At 63.8% G+C, this 16612-nt stretch carries 17 protein-coding genes and 1 pseudogene; 10 read left to right on the forward strand and 8 right to left on the reverse strand.

Annotated features, from left to right (window positions below):
• Positions 1 to 15: 15 nt before the first annotated feature.
• Positions 16 to 1176, reverse strand: coding sequence for an IS110 family transposase (locus NDR87_RS32930; RefSeq protein WP_251941284.1), 1161 nt, complete (start codon positions 1174 to 1176; stop codon positions 16 to 18).
• A gap of 543 nt (positions 1177 to 1719) precedes the next feature.
• Here NDR87_RS32930 and NDR87_RS32935 point away from each other — a divergent pair.
• Positions 1720 to 2196, forward strand: a complete 477-nt coding sequence (locus NDR87_RS32935; RefSeq protein WP_251917919.1) for a hypothetical protein — start codon at positions 1720 to 1722, stop codon at positions 2194 to 2196.
• Between the two features lie 398 nt (positions 2197 to 2594).
• On the opposite strand, the gene NDR87_RS37500 is transcribed toward NDR87_RS32935, so the two are convergent.
• The gene (locus tag NDR87_RS37500) at positions 2595 to 2717 is read right to left on the reverse strand and encodes a hypothetical protein (protein ID WP_286014331.1); all 123 of its coding nucleotides are present in this window, start codon (positions 2715 to 2717) and stop codon (positions 2595 to 2597) included.
• 42 nt (positions 2718 to 2759) lie between these two features.
• On the opposite strand from NDR87_RS37500, the gene NDR87_RS32940 reads away from it, so the two are divergent.
• Together NDR87_RS32940 and NDR87_RS32945 are read left to right on the forward strand one after the other, a co-directional pair.
• Positions 2760 to 2978: a hypothetical protein gene (locus NDR87_RS32940; RefSeq protein WP_251917918.1), complete on the forward strand. Its 219-nt coding sequence runs from the start codon at positions 2760 to 2762 to the stop codon at positions 2976 to 2978.
• A 572-nt stretch (positions 2979 to 3550) separates the two neighbouring features.
• Entirely contained in the window at positions 3551 to 3796 is a 246-nt protein-coding gene (locus NDR87_RS32945) for a hypothetical protein (RefSeq protein WP_251917917.1), read from the forward strand.
• A 570-nt stretch (positions 3797 to 4366) separates the two neighbouring features.
• On the opposite strand, the gene NDR87_RS37960 is transcribed toward NDR87_RS32945, so the two are convergent.
• Entirely contained in the window at positions 4367 to 4576 is a 210-nt protein-coding gene (locus tag NDR87_RS37960) for an NUDIX hydrolase (RefSeq protein WP_372494376.1), read from the reverse strand.
• 74 nt (positions 4577 to 4650) lie between these two features.
• A complete protein-coding gene (locus NDR87_RS32950) occupies positions 4651 to 4968 on the reverse strand; it encodes a hypothetical protein (RefSeq protein ID WP_251917916.1) in 318 nt (105 codons plus the stop codon).
• A 362-nt stretch (positions 4969 to 5330) separates the two neighbouring features.
• On the opposite strand from NDR87_RS32950, the gene NDR87_RS32955 reads away from it, so the two are divergent.
• Positions 5331 to 6227 (forward strand): aminoglycoside phosphotransferase family protein, encoded by an 897-nt coding sequence (locus NDR87_RS32955; protein ID WP_251917927.1) that lies wholly within the window; start codon positions 5331 to 5333, stop codon positions 6225 to 6227.
• A gap of 61 nt (positions 6228 to 6288) precedes the next feature.
• Here the strand turns inward: NDR87_RS32955 and NDR87_RS32960 are convergent, their stop codons facing one another.
• Positions 6289 to 7677 (reverse strand): FAD-binding oxidoreductase, encoded by a 1389-nt coding sequence (locus NDR87_RS32960; protein WP_251917915.1) that lies wholly within the window; start codon positions 7675 to 7677, stop codon positions 6289 to 6291.
• 63 nt (positions 7678 to 7740) lie between these two features.
• Between NDR87_RS32960 and NDR87_RS32965 the strand changes: the two genes are divergently transcribed.
• The gene (locus NDR87_RS32965; RefSeq protein ID WP_251917914.1) at positions 7741 to 8733 is read left to right on the forward strand and encodes a YafY family protein; all 993 of its coding nucleotides are present in this window, start codon (positions 7741 to 7743) and stop codon (positions 8731 to 8733) included.
• Between the two features lie 156 nt (positions 8734 to 8889).
• Positions 8890 to 9113, forward strand: a pseudogene (locus NDR87_RS32970) (transposase); the annotation flags it as partial.
• A gap of 345 nt (positions 9114 to 9458) precedes the next feature.
• Here NDR87_RS32970 and NDR87_RS32975 read toward each other — a convergent pair.
• Positions 9459 to 10136 carry a DUF6461 domain-containing protein gene (locus NDR87_RS32975; RefSeq protein WP_251917913.1) on the reverse strand — a complete coding sequence of 226 codons (678 nt, stop codon included), beginning with the start codon at positions 10134 to 10136 and terminating at the stop codon, positions 9459 to 9461.
• A 462-nt stretch (positions 10137 to 10598) separates the two neighbouring features.
• On the opposite strand from NDR87_RS32975, the gene NDR87_RS32980 reads away from it, so the two are divergent.
• Positions 10599 to 10745 carry a hypothetical protein gene (locus NDR87_RS32980; protein WP_251917912.1) on the forward strand — a complete coding sequence of 49 codons (147 nt, stop codon included), beginning with the start codon at positions 10599 to 10601 and terminating at the stop codon, positions 10743 to 10745.
• Between the two features lie 267 nt (positions 10746 to 11012).
• Here NDR87_RS32980 and NDR87_RS32985 read toward each other — a convergent pair whose 3' ends face one another.
• Complete coding sequence (locus tag NDR87_RS32985; protein WP_251917911.1) at positions 11013 to 11528, reverse strand: hypothetical protein; 516 nt, start codon at positions 11526 to 11528, stop codon at positions 11013 to 11015.
• Positions 11529 to 12107: 579 nt separating this feature from the next.
• On the opposite strand from NDR87_RS32985, the gene NDR87_RS32990 reads away from it, so the two are divergent.
• The 3 genes from NDR87_RS32990 (at position 12108) to NDR87_RS33000 (ending at position 15589) form a co-directional block, all read left to right on the forward strand.
• The gene (locus tag NDR87_RS32990; protein WP_251917926.1) at positions 12108 to 12986 is read left to right on the forward strand and encodes a 3-hydroxyacyl-CoA dehydrogenase; all 879 of its coding nucleotides are present in this window, start codon (positions 12108 to 12110) and stop codon (positions 12984 to 12986) included.
• 335 nt (positions 12987 to 13321) lie between these two features.
• Positions 13322 to 14317 carry a ketoacyl-ACP synthase III family protein gene (locus NDR87_RS32995; protein ID WP_251917910.1) on the forward strand — a complete coding sequence of 332 codons (996 nt, stop codon included), beginning with the start codon at positions 13322 to 13324 and terminating at the stop codon, positions 14315 to 14317.
• 246 nt (positions 14318 to 14563) lie between these two features.
• Complete coding sequence (locus NDR87_RS33000) at positions 14564 to 15589, forward strand: hypothetical protein (RefSeq protein WP_251917909.1); 1026 nt, start codon at positions 14564 to 14566, stop codon at positions 15587 to 15589.
• A 551-nt stretch (positions 15590 to 16140) separates the two neighbouring features.
• On the opposite strand, the gene NDR87_RS33005 is transcribed toward NDR87_RS33000, so the two are convergent.
• Positions 16141 to 16611 carry a hypothetical protein gene (locus tag NDR87_RS33005; protein WP_251917908.1) on the reverse strand — a complete coding sequence of 157 codons (471 nt, stop codon included), beginning with the start codon at positions 16609 to 16611 and terminating at the stop codon, positions 16141 to 16143.
• Position 16612 lies beyond the last annotated feature (1 nt).

Here is a 16612-nt window from a genome sequence, read left to right on the forward strand (position 1 = left end):
TGGCACCCCTTTAGGTCAAGACCTTCTCGGGGTGTGGGGGTTAGCCTGTGTGGTGGGTCCGGGTTGTGGCTTGTCCGAAGGATCGGTGTGCGGGTTGGAGCCGGTCACGCTGGAGTCAAGAGTCGTTCCCGATTGCCCTCCCGGGCCCGTCAATTCACGGCGTTGCTGATCGGCGAGTATGTGGGTGTAGACGACGTTGGACAGCCGGCGTTTGAGCGCGCGTAGCGCTTCCATCGAGGTCTTCCCACCCGCTTTGCGGGCGTCGTAGTAGACGCGGCCGGGCGTGTGGTGGCGGAGTTGGACCACGGCCATGATGTGCAGGACGCGGTTGATCTTGCGGTTACCGGCACGGGACAGTCGATGCCGCTGCTGCTGTCCGGAGGAGGCGTCCAGGGGTGCGGTGCCGTTCCAGGATGCGAACCGGTCCCGGTTGGCGAAGCGGTGGATATCGCCGGTATCGGCCAGAAGCCGTGCGGCGGAGGATGGTCCGATGCCGTGCAACTCCATCAGCGTGGAGCCGCGTTCGAGGACCAACTGCCGCAATTCCTTGTCGGCTTCTTTGATCTTGCGGTCGATGGTTTCCAGTTCCTCGATCAGCTCCATGACCAGCCGCTTGTGGACCGTGGCGACCGGGCCGCGCGGTGCGATCGTCGCCACCAGTTCGCGGGCTTGGCGGGCGGACAGGAACTGTTTGGCGCCGCCGGGGATCAGTTCCAGCAATTGCCGGTGCAAACGGTTGATGGTGTCGGTGCGGGCGTGACCCAGTCCGTCGCGACGGTCGGCGAGCAGCCCGAGCGCGACCAGTTCCGGATCGACGCTGACACGTCGCAGATTCGGGGCGTGCAGGGCCGCCAGGGCGACCGAGTGCGCGTCGACGGGGTCGGTTTTGCGGCCGTTGCCGGTGGCGAACACCCTGACTTGTGCCGAGAGTTTCGTCGGTACGTCGATGACGGTTTCCCCGTCGTGGACCAGCCGGTGCGCCAGGTGACGGCCGATGCCGTTGCATCCCTCGACCGCCCAGACACGATCGGGGAATTGTCCTGTTGCGGCGAGCATTTCCGCATAGCCGGCGCGGTCGGTGCCGTATCGGCCGGTGGCCAGCACGCGGCCGGTCTGGTCGATGGCTTCGATGGTGGCCGAGCGTTTGTGTGGATCCATCCCGATGATGACGGTCATCGCCAGTCCTCCCGTTGGTCGCCGACAGCTGGTGTCCGTGCGGGAGGGCACCGCTAGTTCGAGCCGTGGGCACACCACCTTTCGAGCCACTCCCGACACGGCACCCGATGGGAGGCAAGCCAATTTGAGAGCCACACCGAACCCTGATGGTGGGCAGCCGAACGAGAGAGCACCCCCACCGGGCACCTGGACCGGATCCTGGCCGGGACCCGATCGTGATACCAGTTTCTAACTAGCCGAATGCAGGATGACCAGCGATATTGCTGTGATGTAAACGGACATGCCGACTACAGTCGACGGAGTGGAGTACGAGATGTGGATCGACGGGAACATGCGGACGGTATTCGCGGATCCGACGTTGCCCGTGGACCTGAAAGACCCGTACGCCAATGTCGTTGGGATCGTCCGGGCTGGCTCCGCCGTGGCCCACGCGGCAGCGGCGCAGGACGTCCGGTCATGCCGAATGCCGTGCGTCGCTCGATGCTGCCAGACGGGCTCGTTCGGAGAGCTCACGTCGGTAAATCGGATGACGGTTCTCCCCGTGTGGCCGTAGCCTTCCCGGCACCGGGCGGTAACACCGTCCCGGTAATACCGTTGAGGACGCCCGGAATGATCACCGAAACGATTCCCATGTGGACCTCCCAGCGAACGCTGGTTCCCCTGCGTGATGTGCTCGAGTTGTTCCCGCCGAACAACTGGCGGTGGACGGTCGAGGAGTTCGACGGGATGTTCGGACGATTACCTACCGACATCACCTGGGCCACCTGGGCCCGGTTCCAGGAGATGGTGGCCACAGGGGCAGTGGTATTCGACTGGAACGGAATCCAGCAGTTCGCAGACAGTGTCGATCAGATGATCGAGGGCCGGATCGTCGCGACCGATGAGAACGACAGCACCGTGGTCCAGCTGGACGCGTTCGACAGCAGTGAATACCAGATCGTCATCGATCCCGCCTGGAGCGGTGCGGCTGCGGTCGTTTCCGCTGTTCGTTCCGAGATGGTGCCCCGTCAAGCACCGTAGTCACGAGTGCTCGCGCGCATGGTGAGGAATGGCTACCTCACCCGATATTGATGTCACCTTCGCCGGTGACGATCTCGTGTTGGGGCTAGCCTCGGCCGCGTACCTCGCCCGGTACGCCGGAACCTCCCGGGAGCACTGCAGTTCCGACCTTCGCCTGTACTTCGTATGGTGCTGTGAGCATGGCCTGGTGCCACTGACCGCCAACCGGCCGAAAATCGAACGCTACGTGGGTTGGATACGCGAAGTCCGCCGATACAAGCCCGCCACGGTCGCGCGGCGGATGGCGGTGATCGCGGGCTCCTACCGCACCTATTGTCATCGACGGCGTCCTCGACCACTCACCCGCCGAGTACGTCCGGCGACCGCGGGTCGCCAACGAGTCACCGACACTGGGGCTTTCACACCTGCAGTTCGAAGCCCTGCTGTCGGCGGCGCAACCGGTTCGACTTCGCGTTGGTGGTGATGCTGGACCTGCTCGGGTTACGGATCTTCGAATACAAGGCCGCCGGATGGATCGGCACTGCGCCACCCGCCGACGTCGCCGGCCGGCCGAGGTGTCGGTGGTGCGTCTGCCGCGGATGCACCCGCACATGCTGCGGCACAACATGCTGCGGCACACCCTCGTGACCACCACGCTCGACGCCGGAGTCGACCTGCGCGATGTCCAGATCGCCGCCCGCCACGCCGACCCACGCACCACCATGCGCTACGACCGCGCCCACACCAACCTCGACCGGCACCCGAACTACATCCTGGCCGCCTATATGGCCTCAGGCACATGACAAGTCAACACCCCCGCATGCCGAGAGGCGGATGTCGGTAGGCCGCCGGCGACCCCGGTCCGTCGCGGTGTGCAGTTCGGGAAGGCGCGCATACATGTACATGTCGCGGGTTGGCCAGCGATCTTCTTACACCTGCGAAGCAGGCCCTCACGTCGGTATCCGGCCGACTCCGCGGCGCGCCATGATCCCTCGTTCCATGGCTCGACACACAGCTCTGGCCGCGACACTTCGATCGGCGGTCCAATCCAGTACCCGACGGTCCGTGATCGCAGCAATAATGGGGGTGTTCTCGCGCCGTCAATGGCGCTTCATAGCAACGAGGTTGCATACGTTAGCGCGGTGCGTCTATGGGGAGAGTTCCCGCTGGCAGCAGCGGTGAGGATACGCCGCCCGATGAGGCGGGCCACATCAGGTTTCTCCGAACTTGTGTAGGGCTGGCATTCGCTCTGTGGGCGGCGGCTCTGGCACAGCCACTGGTCGACCTTACAGAAAGTAACTGGGGAGTAAGGGGTGTAATCCAAACCATCGAGGTCTACCCGTTCGAAACTGGGGTAGCTCCAGGTGCGGCTGGTTTGTTCGTCGGCGGTACCTTCCTGGCCATCATCGCGGCGGGGATCGCCGTGGGCACGCTCTCGTCTCATGACGCCCGCATCCGGGGCTACGGTGGTGTGCTGGCCCTCTATGTCTTCATCTGGTGCGGCTACGGTGGATTCATTTTCCTGAGTTCGTTCGACGCTGGCACGCCTCTTACCGGTATGTGGATGATCCTGACGGCCAATCTATTGCTGGCGGCGGCCATGCTCAGCTCGAACCACTAGCGTAGTACTCCAGCCGGACTTCACGATCAGGTGAGGTGGCGGGATCGTCGCTGGTAGTGGCTGATGTTGGTGCCGACGGCGCGCCTGGTCTATGTGGGCAATGCCGGCGTAGGGCGCCACACGTGCTGTAATACCTCGCCCCGGACGGCCCGGTCCGGGGCGAGGTCGGCCATCGAGAACGGCTGCAAAGCAACGTATCTCGGCCTCAATGAATTTGACACGGTCAAATACTGCACATCCGCCGCTCAACTGCCAGATCTGACGAGCTGAGCGGCTTTTGGAATCGACGTGAGACGTCCGCTCATGCCGCTTACGGGGCGCTTCGGATCGGCCGAGCCGCAGCCGACCGATCGCACCATCACATCTATTGCTGGTCCAGCAGTGATTGGACGGTAGCGCGCACATGCCACACGAGATCGAGTTCGAGAGCCTCCTGTAGCGTTGCCCACACATGATCGTCATGCTCGGAAGGAGCAAGAACAACTGCGCCACAGTCGTTTTCGATCGCCCGATAGGTCAGAGTGTGGAACGTAAGCGGGCGACCGTCGGTGTCGGCATTCGTATAGTGCGTCAGCGTCTCGGCAACACTGATTCGCAGGCCAGCTTCCTCCCATGTTCCCGGATCGCAGCCTCGGCACACGATTCCCCGTCCTCGACGGTGCCACCGGGGATATCCCACTGGTGGCCCAGATAGCGGCCACCCCGTCTCCGCAGCAGTAGCACTGTGTCCGCACGAGTTATCCATGCATGCGCTACAAACCGGTCCGTGGTCTCATCCACTCGATCCGCCCCTCAGCCGTCAGCCAGTCGACTACGACACGATAGTCCCGCTGACGCCGACTTCAGAGCGTTCGTCAACCGCAACAGAATAGGTTGTCGCAGGGTTTGCCCACCTCACTGCCGTAGGCCACGAAGTTCTGGATCGGTGACAGAATCCGCTGGACAATGTGGTTCTCCCACACCGGAGCGGATTCCTCGGCTTCCGTTCGCCAAGACGGCGCTTGATCGATGTCGATGTCGAAACGCCTCTCAGCGTCGACGAACAGCGTCCAGATCGGGTGATCGGGAAAACTGTTGATTCGCAGCACCCACCACTGCCCGTCGACCAGGGCAGCAACCGGGAAGTAGGCATTTCCGGTCCTTCGCCATCGGGGGCGTTCGTACAGTTCCATCCCCATAGTCTCCCGATCCCGTCGTTCACTGTCAGCGGGACGTCCGGTCAGCTTTACAACTCCGAATGGCCAGTTCTACTGATGTCCTAACATGCTGCCCTACCTTTCTGGTGTAACCCTGGTCGTCCGGAGTGATTGGGGTGTGCAGGCGGGGCGGGTATGCCTTTCATGCCTGCTGCCTTTGATGGCTCCAAACGGCCACCACCAGTACCTCGGAAGATCAACGGGCCGAGATCATCTGGGATGGCAGACCATCCTCAACTGCCGATTTCAGGATGTCGTACTGCGAAGTCCAAGCCTCGATGCCTGGGCAAATCGCTTGCGCTGGAAGATCGCCATGCCCGAGTCTGCTTGGTGTGACGATGCACGTCGGCCAGTTGTCCATTTCGCATGCGACCGTGCGGGTCTTGGTGGATGAGCAGTTCCCGGAATGGCGCAATCTTCAGATCAGAAGCGTGACCGGCCTGGGAACCGACAATGCCATCTTCCGGGTGGGTGACCGGTTCGCGGCACGGTTTCCATTGCAGCCCAGCGACTTCGAGACGACGCGGCGGCGGCTGCAGGATGAGGCGGCAGCGGCACGTGAGCTGGCCGGGCGTACGCGATTCCCGACACCTGAACCGGTCGCGCTGGGTGAACCCGGGGCGGGTTATCCGCTGCCCTGGGCGGTGCAGACCTGGCTGACCGGCGTTGCGGCCACTGATGAGGACCCGGGCGAGTCGGTCGCCTTCGCTTGCGAACTGGCCGAGTTCATCCGCGGTGTGCGCGCGATCGACACCCGTGGCCGCACGTTCGGCGGTGACGGCCGGGGCGGCGAGCTACAGTCCCACGACGATTGGATGCGGACTTGTTTCCGGCATAGTGAGGGCCTCATGGATGTTTCGGTATTGCGTTCGATGTGGTCGATCATGCGAGAGCTGCCGCGCGGTGCGACCGACGATGTGATGAATCACGGTGACCTGATTCCCGGGAACGTGCTGGTGTCCGGTGGGCACCTGGCCGGAATCCTCGATGTCGGTGGATTGGGGCCGGCGGATCCTGCCTTGGACTTGGTGAGTGCCTGGCACCTGCTCGACGCCGGTCCGCGTCGCATACTTCGCGATCAGCTGGAATGCGATGACTTGGAGTGGGAACGCGGGAGGGCATGGGCGTTTCATCAGGCAATGGGTCTGGTGTGGTATTACATCGACAGCAATCCGATCATGAGCCGGATCGGCCTGCGCACCCTCGACCGCATCGCGGCCGACATGCCCGCCTGAAGTAAACCGTCGTCTGTGAGAGGGATTCATATTTGTCCCCGAACGCACGGTTTGAGGACCGTCAGATTAGGTCTGCGTCCGAGTCGTTCGGTGGCGCAGGCGCCGGGATCGGGTGGTTGGCGTACAGGACGCCGCGCGGGTCATAGTGTGCCGTGATCTCGCTGAGGCGATCGGCATCTGCTGGCGTGAAGGCGGTCCGCACCTGATCCGGCTCGAGAGGGCCGAACGTGAAGTTCAGCGAGAGCCCGAGCCGGTGGAGTGTGAAGGGGGCGAGCAGCTCGTCATGGACCTGAGACACCCCGCTCGGATGGCCGTCGTGGATCAGGGACAACACGCCCACCGAGTACTGGGCAGACCGATGGCCCACGGCGTTCGGAACATTCGGGGTGCGCGCCATAGCGCCCCCGAGGTGTCGCACCCCGACGGTGCACCCGCCGGGTGTGGCGCCAGCTCGATGGGCGAGTGCGGTCAGGGCGCGCGGATCGAGGTCGTCGACCAGCACGCTCTTCCCCCGGTAGGCCGCCGGCCGGTCCGGTTCGTCGGAGACCGCCCCGGACTGCGTGTAGGGAAGGGTGCGCAGCGTGTTCCGCAGCTGCGGTCCGGCGCGGAGCAGCGGCTCGACGAGACGTCGTCCTTCTTCCTCCGGTCCGGCGAAGCTGACCTGAAGTTGGACTACCTGACGTCCTCGCACGTCCGCCGGGATCATGGGTAGGTCCGGGAAGGGGATCAGCACCGCCGCCGAGGTCATCGCCTCCGGTACCGACCTGGTCCACTCGGTCCAGGCGGTGAGCACCTCGGGGGATTTCGCGAGGTCGAACATCAGGTTGCCGCCGTAGAGCTCTGCGACGGGCATGAGGTCGATCTCCATGCCGGTCACGACCGCGAGGTTGCCGCCACCTCCGCGCAGTGCCCAGAACAGGTCAGGTTCGTCCTCAGGGCTCACCTGCCGGATCTTGCCGTCTGCGGTCACCGCCTCGAATCGCGTCACGTGGTCGGCGGCGTAGCCGTAGCGTCGGGCGAGGAGCCCGATGCCCCCACCCAGGGTGTAGGCGACTGCGCCGACCGAGGGGAGGCTGCCCGACAGCGGGGCCAGCCTGTGTGGTGCCGCCTGCTCGATGACATCCTGCCACCTCGCCCCGGCCGGGACCCACGCCCTACGCGTCGCGGCGTCGACCCTCACCTCACGCATGCGCCTCGTATCGATCAGCAGGCCCCCGTCGAGAGCGCGCGTGCGCCCATGCCCGGTGGCCTGGACCGCCACCTGCATCCGGTGAGCCGCGGCGAAGGAGACGGCTCGAGAGACATCCTCGGCGCTCCTCGCCTCGAGCACGACCGCCGGGTGATGCGGCGCAAGGAGCTGGGCACCCGCCCTATCTTCCGGGTCTTGGGTACCGCTGTATATGGTTCCGTCCACGTCGAAGGGCTGAATGTCGGTCTCGGTGATCTCCATGACTGCGACGCTAGACATTCTTCCGGACATTAGGCGTCCGCAATGAGTGGCAGTCTGGACTTCATGACGGACGAACCTCGACGGCGCGATCTGCCCGAGCGGATGCTGCGTCTGCTCGGCCTGCTGCAGACGCGACGGACCTGGACGGCCGCCGAACTGGCCCAGCGGCTGCGAGTGACCGAGCGAACGGTGCGCCGCGACATCGACCGGCTGCGGGCCCTCGACTACGCGGTAACCGGAACCACAGGAACGTCGGGCGGGTACCGGCTTGCAGCCGGGAGCAGTATGCCGCCCCTATCGCTCGAGGACGACGAGGTCGTCGCGGTGGCTGTCGGGCTCGCCATGGCCAGCCGGGGGAGCGTTAGCGGGATCGAGGACGCCTCGCTCACCGCCCTGGTCAAGCTCGAGCAGATCTTCCCGGCGCGTCTGCGCCCGCAACTGGCTGCGATCTCCCGCGCCACCAGCGCCGCACCCGGCGATTACGCAGCACAAGTCGACCCGGCCACACTGGCCGTGCTGGCCGCCTGCTGCCGCGAGCACGAGAGCGTCCGCTTCGGCTACCGCGACCGTACCGGACGCCGCAGCGCACGGCGGGTCGAGCCGCACAGTCTCGTCATCCTCCGCGGCTTGTGGTACCTCGTGGCATATGACCTCGATCGCGAGGACTGGCGCATCTTCCGCATAGATCGAATCGACACTCCTCTGCGCACCCACCGACCCGCCGAACGGCGGGACCTGCCGACCGCCGATGCTGTCGGCTTCGTCATGCGCTCACTGGCGGCGGCCTCCTACCGCTACACGGCGCGACTAACCGTGGACCTCTCGGCAGCAGACGTCAGGGCAGGCATCTTCGGCCTGATCCCCGGCGAGATCGACGACCTCGGCCCCGGCCGGTGCCGGATCCGCCTCACGGCCGAGTCTCCGGAGCTGGTCACCCAGTACATCGTGCTCGTCGCCGCCCTCGGAGCCGAGTTCGTCCTGGACGCACCCCCTGATATCACGGATCGTCTGCACCGGCTCGGAACGCGACTGGGTCGGACCCGGTCGCATGATTGATGACGTAAGCCGGGACGCGATCCCGATGCGATCGGCGCTCTTCCACCTGCTCAACGAGGCGGCCCCACGGAAGGTGAACCATCCCGGGCACCTCCTTCGTTGTTGCCCCAGCACCGGCAGTACGTAGAACCGTTCGGCAGTAGCCTCGCGGTCCACTTGGCGAAGCCACGGGCCCGTGGTCTGGCCGGGGTGCACCTGGTCACCTCCGATGCGCACGCCGGCCTCAAACGAGCGATCAGGAGCAGTTCGTCGGCACCGCCTAACAACGGTGCCGGGTGCACTTCATGCACAGCATCGGCGCCGCCGCCTCTGCCAAGCAGATGCCGCCGAACCTGGCCGCGATCAAGACGATCTTCGCGCACAAGGACCCCGATGACATGCGGATCCGCCAACAAGAACTGGGAACGCCCGCCACCAACACCTGGGAACCGACACCACTGAGCCTGGTCGTCAGCCGCCGTCTATAGCTGGGAGTCGCAGCAGGACGTCCGCACATGCCGCTGGGCGGGCGGTAGGCGTAGTGAGATCGATTGCGTCGCATGACGTCCGCACATGCCGAATACAGGATAGTTTGAACCCGCCAGTATCGAGAATCGAACGATTTCGCGGCGACACCAGGTGGATGTCGAGCGGACCGAGATGCGCTCTACGACTTCACCGGCCGTACCAGCAAGCGCACCGGGCCCAGCGGTGGTGTGGTCGGGAGGTGGCTATCCCGACCTGTGCTACCGGCGGGGGGCGATAGGCCCGATGAGCAGGGGCTGGTCCAGCATGTCTGCGGTGAACGACACTCCGGTGACCTTCGCCGCCAGGGCGAAGGCCCTCGGCACGCCGGTGCTGAGGCTGATGTCCCAGGCGTCCGAATCGCTCTCGGGTTCATCCTCATCGGCGTCATAAATGTAGTCATCGTCGGTCATGTCCAGCTGCATGCCCAGCTCGCGCATGTAGTCGTTGAGCCGGTCGGGCTCGCTACCCCAACGGATATGCGGGTACCACAGTTGGTGGCCGGTCACGATCGTCCCGTCGATCGCGTATTCGAGGCTGTGCTCGGCGTAGTCGTGTCGGGTTATCGCCAGGACTTCACAGTCTCGCGATAGCTCCGCCAGCGTCTTGTGGTCAGTCACCCACCACCCGCACGGTTCGATGGCCACGCTCCAGGCACCGGCCCGAAACACGCCCACGTAACCGCCGCCTTCCCCGCCGCCGGTCTTGCCGAGGAGCTCGTTGAGCTCTTCGAAGTCCGACTCCTGGCCGGAGGCGCCACCGTTGCTGAAGCGGCGCACCACCTCCGGCGGGTCCAGGTTTCGGAAGAAGGCGACGCTGAAGATCACGCCCAGCGGACCCGCTTGGCTCTCGGATGCGTTGAGCCACTGGAATGGGGCAAGGGGATCGGTTGTCGCCATGTGGGTGATGGTGGCAGACCCCACCGACAACCATTCGATCGTCTGGATGCTTGATCATTGTCCTCAGCGCGGACTTCCCGTGGCTCCGTTGACGTCCGAGCGGCTCGCCGGCCTGATCCGCGAGGGTCAGCAGAACACCGGACTTGCTGCCACTGGCGACCATTCTTGCCGCGCGGGCGAGGTGGCCCTCGGCACCGAGCACATCGGATCGCCATCCGGGACCGCCCGAAAGCACTGAAATGCCGCGTTCCGGGCGTGCGGCCAGTCGCAGTCGTTGGATGCCAGCCGGTTTCACGGACGTGCTCTTCTGCCGAATGGAGCTTTCGCGGTCAGTCCTGCCAGCCTCGGGTTCGGTAGCAGTCACGAGATGCCCTGGGATTTGGACATTCGCGGCCTGGCAGGCCGCGTAAGGTCAGGGAGTTGCATCGAGCGTGCAGGAGCATTCGCTGAGGAGGCCATGCTATGAGTGACCCGCAGTCCGAACGGGAATCGAACATTCCGGACGCACCCGAGGGTGACACCCGTCGTGAGTCGACGGAGAAGCCGGAAATCAGTGCTGACAGCGCGCCTCCCGATTTCGAGGGCGCAATTGAGTTCACAGACGAGTGAGGAGACCTGCCCGGCTCGCTGGCCGACAGCGAGCCCGGCGAACGCACTCTATTGCCGCGTGGAGCGCGTTTCGAGGCCGCCACGCGGCACACCCAAAGATCAACGCGCAGAGATCATCTCGGCCTCGGCGATGCACATAATGCCGAGGTGCGTGCATTCAAGTGGGCGCACACTTCTGTCGGCTGCTGGATGTGACGTCGCAAGTTCAGTACTGCTGGTGATTGATGCCAGATGTGGTGAATACCCCACTGAGGGCGTGTTCGGCGTTTACGGTCGTGTGGTGGCGTCCTCGACGTCGGCGTATTCGATTTCTCCGAAGAGCAAGGAGATGTTCAGGAAGGATCCGATGACCCATTCCCGCGCGCTGGTTACCTTGGTCGTCGACGACACACCGGCCTCGAGCTCGAGCAATTGCCGATCGACTGGCCAACCGAGCGCGGCGGCGCGCTCGGACGACGCGTCGATCGACGGAACTCCGACCACGACCGCGAACGGTCCCTCGCCGCGCTCGGCCAACACGGCGCGAAGAGCGTCCGCGGCGGGCAAGCCACCATACGGTGCCGCGAACTCGAGTCCGGCATCCCACGAAATCAGCGCACGGACACCGGCGGACTCGTTGACAACTTCGTCGAATGTTGTCTCGAACAGCTCGCTCATCTGCTTGACGTAACGCGGCAGATTTTCCGGCTCGACGAGCCAGGTGAAATGATCGATGCGGTTCTTCGCAGGCATGATTTCCCTCCATGGATCCGAAGTTCTATGTGCTGGCAGCTCGGTAATCATGATGTTGCTGTATCAAGTCCAGGGGGAGGGAGAGTTTTTCCTGGTAACGCCAGTCCTACCCTCGACTTTGACCAGAAAAACGACGAGCGGTGCGACCCTGGATTCGCTGCGTTCCGGCGGGCCCGTCGCGAATGTCACAGTACGGTTGGTCTTGCGTCAAACCCTTGGCAGCATGTCAGGGGCCGCAACCGGGATGCCAGATCGGCGGCCCGACCGCAGTTCAGTACGACGCGCGATAATGCCGCGTTCCGCGCGGTCCGAGACGGGCCACGCAGTACGCCGAACAGCAACGCGCAGAAGCTCGGCCATGGGAGACCTTCGTAGTCGGCGCCTGCTTCGGGGGTGAGTCGTAGAAGGGCGTCCCACGTCGTCCGGTGCATCAATCCACTGTCGGTGGAAGCTTGTCGCGCCATGTACACGTCGAGACCTACTGATTGCCGACTGCGAAGGTGGTACCGCCGTTACCAGGAAGAACTGTCCCTTACAGGCGCTCGCGAGCCGCAGCAGACTGGTGTCCGACACCGCCGGTGCGCGCACATTCTTCGTTATCTGAAAGAGGTAAGCAGAAAGGGGAAAGCAATGACTTTCGAGATTCGTAAGGTGACCGTTCTCGGAACCGGAGTGCTGGGTTCGCAGATCGCGTTCCAGACCGCGCTGCACGGGTTCGACGTCACTGCCTACGACATCGACGAGGACGCCCTCACCGCCGCCCGCGATCGCTTCGCCAAGCTCGCGGCGACCTACCGCGATGAGGTGCCCGGCGCGGCCGACGGCACCGCCGACAAGACGGCGTCGAGCATCGAGCTCAGCTGCGACCTCGCCCACGCGGTTGCCGACGCCGATCTGGTCATCGAGGCCGTGCCCGAGGTTGTGAGTATCAAGCAGGACATCTTCAAGCGACTGAGTGAACTGGCACCGGAGCGGGCTATTTTCGTCACGAACACGGGTCACCTGCTCCCGAGCGAATTGAAGGACTTCACCGGGCGTCCGGACAAGTTCCTCGCGCTGCACTTCGCCAACGAGATCCGCGAGCGCAACACCGCCGAAGTCATGGGGACGCCCGAGACCGATCCCGCGGTGTACCGGGCGGTCGTGGACTTCGCGGCGGCGATCGGTATGGAGCCGATCGAGCTACACAAGGAAAAGGCGGGATTCTTGCTCAACTCGATGTTCATCCCCTTCACGAACGCTGCTCTGGGCCTTGCCGTGGACGGGTACGCCGAGCCGGAGATGATCGACAAGACCTGGCGGATCGGCACGCGGGCCTCGATGGGCCCGTTTCAATTGTTGGACATCATCGGTTTCAACAGCGCCTACAACGCGCTCTCTTCCGGTAACGAAGACGAGCAACGGTTCGCGGCCTGGTTGAAGGAGAACTACATCGACAAGGGCAAGCTCGGTGTCGCCACCGGTGAGGGCTTCTACCGATATCCCGCAAACAACACCACGGAGGCCTGACGACCTAGTGTCGATGGCCCTGTCGGCACGCCACGCTCGGTATTCAGCACCGCCCGAACAGCAGCCGACAAAATCCGTCGGTCATCTCGAGGCAGCGTGTTATCGCGTCGAGTCCCGGGGGAGGAAGGTTTTTCCCAGGAAAACCGTTCCCGCTCTCGTCATATGAAATGCCGATACGCTGAAGCAGTGGTCCTGCTCGCTGACCAATGAGGGTGGCTACCAATCAGAAGGCCAACCGGTCGTAGACGTATTCGTCCAGTGGCGATGAGGTAAAGATAAAGCTCAACCATTCTCCCGGCGTCGAGACCGAACCAGAGACAAGTTAGGAGCAAGACATGCTTTGGAACGATGTCTATGTAGGAGGCACTGGGCGGTTTTTGCCGCCTCTCGTCGACGCATCCTCCCTCCTCGACGATGACGACGAACATGTCGATCCCAGCGCCCTCGAACTTTCCGACTACCAATCATTCTCGGCCTCACCGGATCTGACAGCACCGCAGATGGCTGCCCGCGCCGCAGCCGGGGCGCTGCGCCACGCCAATTGCGACAGTGCCGACATCACCATGCTGATCTACGCATACTTCGACGAGCAAGATCATCTCACTCCCGCATGCCATCTACAGCGCGTCCTGTCGATCCCCGACGCGATCTCGGTCGAGCTGGGGAACGCAAGCAACGGTGGTGCCGCCGCAATCGAAGTGGCCGCCGGACACGTGCGTATCGCCCCCTCGGGATCTGCCGCGCTTGTCACTGCCGCCAGTCGATTCCAATCCCCACGCTGGCGGCGGTGGCATCCCGCCTTGAGCTCGTTTCTTGCCGATGGCGCCGCAGCCGTTGTTCTAGCCAAAGATGGCGGATTCGCCCGCCTCATTTCTACCGCGCACACTTCGGCTCCCGAACTCGAACATCTGGCTACCATCACCAAGGACGGCAAGTCGAGCGGGCCGTTACTCCTCATGGAGGAAAATCTCGAACCCCACCAGGCAACTCTCGCACGGGGAATGCAAGACACCGCCTCCCAAGCCTTGGAAGAAGCCGACATCAAACCCAGCGACCTGACCCGCATGGTTGTCACCGGCTTGGGACTCGCTCCGCTGTCCGCGCTCGTTCTGGAACCATTGGGCATCCCAGTCGACCGGACCACATGGTCACTGCAACGTCAGCTCGGCCACGTCGGTTCCTGCGATCAGCTGATCGGACTCGACCACGTCATACGCGAAGAATCGCTTCGGCCCGGAGACACCATTCTGGTTTTCGGCTCGGGCCTGGGCTTCCGCTTCACCTGCGCCGTACTCGAAATCACCGAACAACCCACGGCCACAACCGCATGACACGGGACATGTCGGATTGTCCAGGACAACTTCACCCTGGACCGCTAGGACCGCCGCACTGTTGCGGTGATCTCTAGTTGGTTTATGTCTTCCCCCGGGTTCAAAGCGTGAATGTGCTTGTTAGAGACGGGCGGAATGTGAATCCGGAGAACATTGAAGGAAGGCTTCTTGTCGGTGATCGAGACGACCGGCCTTGATCGGGCCGACGTGAGAGCTGAAGAAGAGAACCGAAAGGGGATTACTGCCATGAGTGATACCGCTACCGGGCGCCAGAAGGCGCTGATCATGATCTCCTCGGCACGAGAGGTGCCGTTGGGCGAACCTGCCGGAACCCGCCTGTCGTCGGGGTTCTTCCTCAGCGAGATGGGCCCGCTGTTGCAGGATTTCCGGCGTGACCACAACCTTGTCTTCGTGACGCCGGATGGTCGGCCGCCGCAGTTGGATGTCAACTGCCTGTTCCTCGCGGGCTACGCCCCGCTCGACAAGCAGGCCGAGGTGGGCGCCGAGGCCGCGGCCGCGCAGGCGGCGGACTTCGACCCCGAGGCGTTCCGGCGCGACCATCCGGAGCTGGTGGCGGCTCGTGACCGCGAATTGCAGACCGCATATGAGCTACTGGGCCGGATCCCGGTGTCGGATCCCCTGCCCATGACCGACAAGGAGGTCGTGTCGATCCGCGACGAGGTCGCCGAGACCTTCCGATCCCAGCCGGTTCACGAGTGGATGTCGGCCAAGGACCTCATCGACCGCGACCGTGACCCCGCCGATCCGTTCGACCTCGGCGACTTCGCCTTCATCCACCTGCCCGGCGGTCATGCCCCGGTCGTCGACTTCGGTGACAACCCCTATCTCGGCGCGCTGCTCAATATCCTGCACGACAAGGGCGTCGTCCTTTCCATGATCTGCCACGGCCCCCTGGCGCTGGTCTCGACCAAGTACCGCGTCAGCGACGACGGCCGGATCACCACCGACGGTGACCACCCGCTGGCCGGAGCGCACGTCACGACGCTCGCCAAAGAGCTCGAGCGATCGTCGACGGACGCTTCGAAGGGCGGCTACCTCGCGCTCCCGGGCAAACAGACCCGGTTGACCGAATATGTCGAGGACCGGCTGCGAGAAGCCGGATACCGGGTCGAGATTCCGGCCAACCCACTCGAGCCCCTGGCGGTCTACGACGAGGACAGGAACCTGCTCACCGGCGACGGTCCGCAGGCCATGCGGGAGCAGACCACCCGACTCCGCACCATCCTGACCCGGGCGGAGGCCGCGCTATGAGTGCAGCAGACAAGAACAAGCAGCTGATGAAAGAGATGTTCGACCGGCTCGCGTACGGCGACGCAACACGTATGAGCGAGCTGTTGCTGGCCCGTGCCAAGGTGATCGGTACGACGATCCGGGGGCGAAGCCCTGCTGAAAAGCAGTGCTGGCGCATAAAATCCGTACCAAAGTCGCCCTCTGCTCACCGAGCGCCGTATTCAGGTACCCATCGAGGCGACATATCGACTCGAGGAGTACGCCGATGCCTACGGCCGCCTGGCCGCGCCGGGCAAATTCGGCAAGATTGTCTTCACGCCATAACTCGTGATCACAGTATCCTTGTAGGTGGGAGATCGATGACGTGCTGATCGGCCTGGTTGACCTGAACATCGATGAGTTGGTGCGTTGCCGGATCAGCGGGTTGCTTGTTTATCCAGTTCGCCGTGCAGGAATGCTACGGTGCGGTCTCACTCGCGCCGTAGCGCTCCCAGTGTTGAATGCACCAAAATGCCGTGGGGTGCGCGGTCTGCGGTGAGCACTCGCCGATCCGAAAGATCGGCGAATGGAGATCATTTCAGACGAGAGAACGCAACCAAATGCCGATCATGTGATGGTTCGTATGCGTCACGCGAAACGTCGGCGCGTGTGTTGGATGACTCGGCAACTACCGCGAGGCCGGGGCAGGAGCCGACCGCTGAGGACGGGACGGTCGAGGCGGGCATCTTCTTCGGGCACCCCGACACCGAGGTTCTCCGCAAGCTTGTAGAACAGTCGCGAGCTCCCAACGGGCCGTATTTTCGGTCGTATTCGTCTTCTTCGAGTCGGGCGCCGAGGGTCTGGCCCTCGGCGTCGAAGCGGTGCGGGTCGCTGCCTGTCCGTGCGAAAGCGTCCGTGCTGAGTCCGGTGATGAGGCGGCCGTTCTCGGCGTACTGGAACACCACTCCCATGGCGGCGTGCAGCACCAATGCCGCGGTTCCGAGCGAGGCGCGCAGCACCAGTCCTGGGTCTTCCATCGATTTCCGGCTACCGTGCTCCTTCACC

The organism is Nocardia sp. CDC159, assembly GCF_023740735.1.
Classification (GTDB): domain Bacteria; phylum Actinomycetota; class Actinomycetes; order Mycobacteriales; family Mycobacteriaceae; genus Nocardia; species Nocardia pulmonis.